We start from the raw sequence: 7,167 nt of genomic DNA on the forward strand, positions 1-7,167 counted from the left end.
CTCCAGCCGGTGGCGCGCTGGCGGCGCGGCTTCGGCGCCCGCCGCCAGGGCGCGCAGCGCCGCCATGCGCTTGACCAGCCAGGGCTGGCCGTTGATCAGTTCCTGGAACGACATCCAGAAGCCGGACGCCTGCCGCGCCTGCTCCGCGTAGCCGCTCAGATCGAGCTGGCGCCAGCGCCGCCCGCCGGCCGCCAGCGCGGCCAGGCCGCTCTGCGCGCTGCGCAAGTCGTCGCAGGCATGCAGGCCGTGGCGGTCGCAGGTGTAGGCGCAGGCGCGCGCGTAGGCCGCGCCCAGCAGCGGCAGCAGGGCGGCCGGCAGCAGCAGGGGCAGCCAGCGCTGGTGGCGCCGCGTGATGTGGCCGATTTCATGGCCGATGTAGAAGTTGATGGCGTCGGCGCGTTCCTCCAGCGCGTCCACCACGCTGGCCTGCAGCACAATATAGCGCCGCCCCAGCATCAGGGCGGCAACCGCGCTGCGCCGGCGCAGCAGATAGGCTTCCGGTATGCGCTCCAGCCCCAGCCGGCGGCAGCACACGTCGATGCGCGCTTTCAGATCCGGGAATTGCTGATACGTGATGTGTATGCCGGTCCCTTTTAAATAAGCGGCCAGCGCCGATTGCGCGCAAGCGCATATTATAAAAATAAAAACAATGCAGGCCAGCGCGGCAGCCGGCATGGCCAGCGCCAGCCCGCCCCAGATCAGCATCGCGGCCGCCAGCAGCGCCCTGAGCAGCACGCGCTCGTGTTTATAAACCAGTTCCAAAATGCTTCCCTCATTTCCGTGCGGCATTCTAATTTAGTTTCTAAAAAAATAAAGCCTTGTAACAAATTAAAATATTTTCACGGCTGAGCTGATACCGAACTGAGACTGTGCTGACCTGTCCCGCGCGCCCGCCCCCGCGCATACTGGCGCCATCCCCACCTCTCCGACTCCGCCATGATGCAGCACCTTGCCGACCCCGGCGCCGAAGCCATTGCCAGCCCGCCCTGCCCCACCCACGGCGGCCGCCGCTTCCACACCTTCCTGCCCATGAACCAGATCCTGCAGGCGGGCGACTACATCGTGTCGGCCAACGGCCTGTTCTTCGCCATGCTGATGGAAGACGGCACCCTGCGCGTGTACCGCGGCATGGACGCCGACGACGAGCAGGGCCTGCTGTGGAGCAGCGCCAAAGCGGGCGCGCGGGGCCGCTACTTCGCGCTGCTGCAAAGCGACGGCAATTTCTGCGTCTACCAGGGCTCGGACCTGGCGCACAACTGCGGCTGGCACTGGGGCACCCAGGCCACCGCGCAGAGCCAGCAGTTCTACGCCGCCATGCAGGACGACGGCAATTTCTCGGTGCGCGCCGGCACCGGCCCGGACGACAGCCGGGGCGTGATCTGGGCCTCCACCGTCACCGACCGCGTGCTCAGCATCGAGGAAGTGCTGCACATCGAATACGACTTCAGCGAGGGCTGCGTGCTGCGCACCAGCCCGGCCAGCCAGTACAGCGAAACCGTCACCAACCACGGCAGCGAAATCTCGGTGCACACCCTGGCCGGCTCCATTGCCGTCACGGAAACGTCGTCGTGGACCAACAACCCGGCCGCCGCGCTGGGGCCGGACGTGGAATACTTCAGCGGCGCGCCCGCCATCTCGGGCGACGAATTCGTGCTGTCGGACCCGGTGTTCTACGTGGCCAACTGCGCCTCCACCCGCCTGACCGACTGGGCTTTCGACACGCCCTACAACGTGGCGCCGCACACCGCCATGCGCGCCGCCATCGCGCTGACCTACTCCACCGTGTCGGTGCCCTACGTGCTGGTGGGCCAGCTGCGCTTCGAATCGGGCGCGCGTGTTGTAGGCGCGATACGCGGAAACTACTTAGGCACCAACGCCCACAGCCTCACCGCCAGCTTCACGCCGCAGGACCCCACGCCCAATCACAGCAAGCGGATTTTGCGTCCTTTGCGGCCGCTGGCGGGCATGGTGGCCTATTAACATTGCTCGTTAGCAATGCGCGACGGGCGCGCGTGGGCGCGCTATGCAATGCTATAGTGGCAGCGTCATGAGTCTGGATCTGCCCGCCTACCACCCCGCCGAATCACCGCTGCCGCAAGACGGACGCGTGCTGCTCGACGCCACCCTGCTGAAACGCCTGCGCAAGTCGCGCGGGCTGAGCCAGGAGGCGCTGGCGGACTTGTGCTTCCAGCAGCAATTGTGCGTCTCCATCGCCTCCATCAAGCGGGCGGAAACCGGCAAGATCGTGCTCTACCGCACCGCGCGCCACCTGGCGCAGGTGTTCGGCGTGGCGCTGGAAGAACTGGCGACGGAGCAGGCCGGGTCCGCGCCAGCCGCCCCGGCGGCGCTGGTCCTGGCGGAGCCGTCCTTCGATGCGGCGCGCGCCGCGCCGCCGGCGGAGAGCCACCTGCCCGCTTATTCGCCGTCCACGCCCTCCTCCTCCAGCGGCGTGCTGCGCCACGTGGTCCTGCTCGACATTGAAATGGCCGCGCCCCAGCATGCCGCCAGCACCGCAGTCCACGAGCTGGCCAGCGTGGCCCAGCAATTCGGCGGCCGCCTGGCGCAGGTGGACGGCTGCCGCCTGACCGCCGTATTCGGCCTGCCGCAGGCCTTCCGCAGCGACGCCGAACGCGCCATGCGCTGCGCGCTGGAACTGAACCGCCAGCTGCTGACCCACGGCGGGCGCGCCATGGCCATGCGTCTGGCGCGCTGGGAAGGCGGGGCCGCAGCCACCCCGGCCATCCCCGCGCCCGACCTGCGCCACGACGACATGCCGGCGCCGGCCGCCGTGCGTCCCTTCCGCCTGCCGCTGTACGTCGAACGCAGCCTGCTGCCGCTGCTCGACCACCGCTACCTGTTCGACCAGGACGAGCCGCGCTATCCCGGCTACCTGGCGTTCAGCAAGCCCGCCGCCAGCGACGCCAGCCAGCTGCCGCCGCTGATAGGCCGCTACGCCGAAACACGCCAGTTCAAGGCCGTGGTGGAAAGCACGGAAGAAAACCAGTGTGGCCACATCATCTACCTGCGCGCGATGGCGGGCGTGGGCAAGAGCAGGCTGGCGCAGGAATTCGCCGATATCGCGCGCCAGCACGGCATGCGCAGCCACCGCGCCGAGGTGCAGGACCTGGGCGCCGAAGCTGGCTGGCGCGCGCCGCTGGAACAGCTGGCGCGCAGCCTGCTCGGCCTGGGCTCGCCGCTGGGCCACGCCAACGCGCAAGCCATCGCCGATATCGTGGCGCGGCTCTACCTGCCGGCCGACTCGGCCCTGTTCTACCACGTGCTGGCGGGCGTGCCGCTGAGCGAGGAGCAGCAGGCGCTGTATTCGGCCATGAGCCCGGAGGTGCGCGAACAGGGCTGGGCGCACGCGCTGCAAATGCTGTTGCTGCGCCAGGCCATGACCGAGCCGCAATTGATCGCGCTGGAGGACGTGCACTGGGGCGACCCGTATCTGTTCGAGGCGCTGGGACCGCTGCTTTCGCTGTCGCGCGACGCGCCGGTGCTGTGGGTGATCACCTCGCGGGTGGAAAACGACCCGCTGGAATCGGCGCTGCGCCAGCAGATGGCGGACCTGGGCCTGTCGGTGTTCGACCTGGCCGCGATGGCGCCGCGCGAAGCGGCCGTGCTGGCCGACCAGTTCAGCGACGTCGACCCGGCCTACCGCGCGCGCTGCGTGGACCGCGCGCAGGGCAACCCGCTGTTCCTGACCCAGCTGCTGGCCAATCCCGCCCAGCAGCTGCCGGACAGCCTGCGCCACCTGATCCAGGCGCGCCTGGACGGCATGCCGCCCGAGCACGCGCAGGCGATGCGCATGGCGGCCGTGCTGGGCCACCGCTTCGAACTGGCGCAGCTGCGCGCCGCGCTGGGCCAGCCGGACTACCAGCTGCAGGCGGCGGGCCGCGACAGCCTGCTGCGCAACGTGGGCGCGGACAGCTACGGCTTCGTGCACGACCTGGTCATGCACTGCATCTACGACGCCATCGATCCGGTCCAGCAGCGCCGTTTGCACCTGCAGGCGGCCGAGGCCTGGCGCGGGCAGGACGCCGTGCAGTGCGCGCACCACCTGTATCGCGCCGCCGATCCTGGCGCGCTGGGCATGATGCTGGAAGCCATCCGCGCCAAGCTGGAACAGCACCAGTTCGAAGCCGCGCTGGACCTGACGGCGGCATGCAACACGGCCGACTCAACCAGTTTCAGCAGCTTCCCGCTCGCGCTGCTGCGCGCCCACGCCAGCGCCGGCATGGGCCACATGAGCAACGCGCGCCGCTACTACGAGCACGCCATGCAGCTGGCGGGCAGGCCGCAGGACAAGATCGACGCCGTGGTGGGCCTGGCGGGCACGCTGAACGTGCTGGAGGAACTGGAAGAGGAAGAGCGCCTGCTGAACGAGGCCATCCCGCTGGCCCTGGAGATAGGCGCCGAGGCGGCGCTGGGCAAGCTGCTTTACCTGAAGGGCAATATCTACTTCCCGCGCGGGAACTACAACGAATGCCGCCGCCTGCATGAAGACGCGGCGCGCTACGCGCAGGCCAGCGACATGCGCGAAACCCAGGCGCGCGCGCTCAGCGGCGTGGGCGACTCCTACTACGCGCAGGGCCGCATGCGCAAAGCCTACGAGCTGTTCGAGCAATGCCTGGCCATGTGCGGGCAGCACCGCTTTGTGCAGATCGAAGCCTCCAACCGCGCGGCGCTCGGCTCCACCCGCATCTACCTCGGCGACGCCGCCGGCGCCGTGCAGGACGCGCAGGCATCGGCCGCCATCGCGCGCAAGGTGGGCAACCGCCGCGCGGAAACCTTCGCGCGCATGACCGCCGGCTGGGCGCTGGTGGCGGACGGCCTGCTGGACCAGGCCGGCGAAGAAGTGGGCGCCGGCCTGGAGCTGGCGCGCTCGCTCGGCAGCTCGCGCTTCGAAACCTTTTTGATGGAAAGCCAGGCCCGCATCACCTGGCTGCGCGGCGACCGCGCGCTGGCCGAGCGCCAGATCATGCTGGCGGCGCAGCACATGGAGCGCCTGCAGCTGCACAACTTCATCGGCCCCTGGGTGCTGGGCACGCTGGCCCTGTTCTCGCAGGACGCCGCCGTGCGCAAGCGCGCCCTGCTGCAAGGCGCCGCCCACCTGACGCGCGACTGCCTGGCGCACAACGCCTACCGCTTCCACCTGAGCGCGGCCGAAGTGTCGCTGCTCGACGGCGACACCGTGGCCGCCGAGTTCTACGCCGGCCAGCTGGCGGCCTATGGCTCGCAAGAACCCTGCGTCTGGATCGAACACCACGCGGCGCTGATCCACGCCTACGCGGAATGGCTGCGCGCCCCGTCCGAAACGCTGCGCGCCGAACTCGCGCTGCTGCACGCCCGCTCCGCCCAATACGGCTACACCCACGCCGCCCCGCGCCTGCACCTGGCGCTGCAAGCGCTGGCCTAGCCTGGCCCTAGCTGTCAGCCGATTAAGCCGGCTTGCTGAACACGGCGACCAGGCCGGTGAGGTCCTGGCCGCCGTCCTTGCGCAGCACTTGCTGCTCCAAGCTGCGCACCTGGAAGCCGTGTGCTTGCGCCAGCGCTTCGAGGTAAGCCTGGGAGTGGGCGTAGCGGCCGGAGGGGCGCAGCGTGTAGTCGCCGTATTCCTGCGCTTCCACCGTGAAGGCGAATGCGCCGCCGTCCTGCAGCACGCGGCGCGCGGCGCGGAAGACGGGCTGCAGGTCGCCGACGTAAACCAGCACGTCAGCCGCCACCAGCAGGCCGCACGGCGCGGCGCGCGCTTGCAGGAATTCGACGATGTCGGCGCAGGCCAGTTCATCGTAGACCTCGCGGCGGCGCGCCTGTTCCAGCATCTCGCCGGATAAATCGACACCGGCGAGCGTGCGCGCGTAAGGCCGCAGCAGCGGGCCGCACAAGCCGGTTCCGCAGCCCAGGTCCAGCACGTCGAGGACGGCCTGCCCCGCCAGCACGCCCTGCGCGTCCAGCGCGGCCAGCAGCAGTTGCGGCGCGCGGTATTGCAGCACGTTCTGCAGGTGATGGTCGAAGTCGTCCGCATACTGGTCGAACAGCGCAGCCACGTATTGCGGCGGCGGCATGGGCGGCGCGGCCTGTTCGCCCAGCGCGGCCAGCTGGTAGGCCACCGACTCGGCGTCCGCTCCGCAAGCCTGCGCGTCGCGGTAGGCCGCCGCCGCTTCCTGCGGGCGGTTCAGCGCGCGCAGGGCGTTGGCGCGGTGCAGGTGCGCCTGCGCATTGCCAAGCTGCAGGGACAGCGCATGCTCGTGGCAATCGAGCGCGCCTTCATAGTCGCCGCCGCGCTGCATCAGCGTGCCGTAGCTGGTCCACGCCTCGGCATAGGACGGCCGGGTTTCGATCGCGTTGCGGTAGGCCTCGCTGGCGTCCTCGTGCCGGCCCAGGCTTTGCAGCGTGACGGCCGCGCCGCAGTAGGATTCGGCGAGATTGGGATTGAGCGTGAGCGAGCGGCCGAAACTCTCCAGCGCCTCGGCGCGCCGCCCCAGCCCATGCAGCGCGATGCCGCGATTGCCCAGCGCTTCCGCATAGGCGGGCTGCAGGGCCAGCGCCGCGTCGTAGCTGGCCAGCGCTTCTTCCAGGCGGCCCAGCTTGCGCAAGGCGTTGCCCCGGTTGGCCAGCGCCATGGGATAGGCCGGCTGCAGCGCCAGCGCGCGGTCGTAGCTGGCCAACGCCTCCTGCTGCCGCCGCGCGTCCTGCAAGGCTGCACCCAGGTTGCAGTGGGCGATGGCCTGGTCCGCGTCGATGGCGATGGCGCGGCCGATCAGCTCTATCGCCGCTTCCGGCGCGCCGCCCTGCCGCGCCAGTACGCCCATCAGGTGCAGAGCGTCAAAATGGTCCGGCTCGCGGCGCAGCACCTCCGCGTACAGCGCCTCGGCCTGCGCCAGGTCGCCGCGCTGGTGCAGCGCCACGGCTTGCTGCAGCAATTGGCTGGTGGTGTGGCTTGGTGATGGCATGGCGCGGCTTGGGTTCGGATAAAAACAGCACCTTACCAGAATGGATGCCTGCGTGACTTCGCTTTGGCGAAAAAGCGGCAAATACGTAGATACTGTTATGCCGGTCAAGCGTTTTGAAGCTCCTGATTGAATGGTTTGCCAGATTTTAAGACGCCGAAAGCAACGTGGACGAGCTTGCGCATCATGGCGCCGATCACCAGCTTGGCCGGCT

4 protein-coding genes and 1 pseudogene are annotated in these 7,167 nt (G+C 69.2%); 2 read left to right on the forward strand and 3 right to left on the reverse strand.

Annotated features, from left to right (window positions below; all coding sequences use genetic code 11):
- The coding region (locus GTP77_RS29270; protein WP_161075671.1) for a M48 family metallopeptidase at positions 1–762 on the reverse strand (762 nt) is incomplete at its 3' end.
- A 174-nt stretch (positions 763–936) separates the two neighbouring features.
- Between GTP77_RS29270 and GTP77_RS29275 the strand changes: the two genes are divergently transcribed.
- Positions 937–1,980, forward strand: a complete 1,044-nt coding sequence (locus GTP77_RS29275) for a hypothetical protein (RefSeq protein ID WP_161075672.1) — start codon at positions 937–939, stop codon at positions 1,978–1,980.
- A gap of 67 nt (positions 1,981–2,047) precedes the next feature.
- Complete coding sequence (locus GTP77_RS29280; RefSeq protein ID WP_161075673.1) at positions 2,048–5,419, forward strand: ATP-binding protein; 3,372 nt, start codon at positions 2,048–2,050, stop codon at positions 5,417–5,419.
- A 22-nt stretch (positions 5,420–5,441) separates the two neighbouring features.
- Here GTP77_RS29280 and GTP77_RS29285 read toward each other — a convergent pair whose 3' ends face one another.
- Together GTP77_RS29285 and GTP77_RS31340 are read right to left on the reverse strand one after the other, a co-directional pair.
- On the reverse strand, positions 5,442–6,956 hold the full coding sequence (locus tag GTP77_RS29285; protein WP_161075674.1) for a tetratricopeptide repeat protein: 1,515 nt from the start codon (positions 6,954–6,956) through the stop codon (positions 5,442–5,444).
- A 104-nt stretch (positions 6,957–7,060) separates the two neighbouring features.
- Positions 7,061–7,167 (reverse strand): annotated as a pseudogene (locus GTP77_RS31340) (IS110 family transposase); the annotation flags it as partial.

This window comes from Pseudoduganella aquatica, from assembly GCF_009857595.1.
Taxonomy (GTDB): Bacteria; Pseudomonadota; Gammaproteobacteria; order Burkholderiales; family Burkholderiaceae_D; genus Rugamonas; species Rugamonas aquatica_A.

Excerpts from the sequence above, each read along its gene's own strand:
- GTP77_RS29280 (WP_161075673.1), top strand. The coding sequence starts at position 2,048 with ATGAGTCTGGATCTGCCCGCCTACCACCCCGCCGAATCACCGCTGCCG.
- GTP77_RS29275 (WP_161075672.1), top strand. The coding sequence starts at position 937 with ATGATGCAGCACCTTGCCGACCCCGGCGCCGAAGCCATTGCCAGCCCG.
- GTP77_RS29285 (WP_161075674.1), bottom strand. The coding sequence starts at position 6,956 with ATGCCATCACCAAGCCACACCACCAGCCAATTGCTGCAGCAAGCCGTG.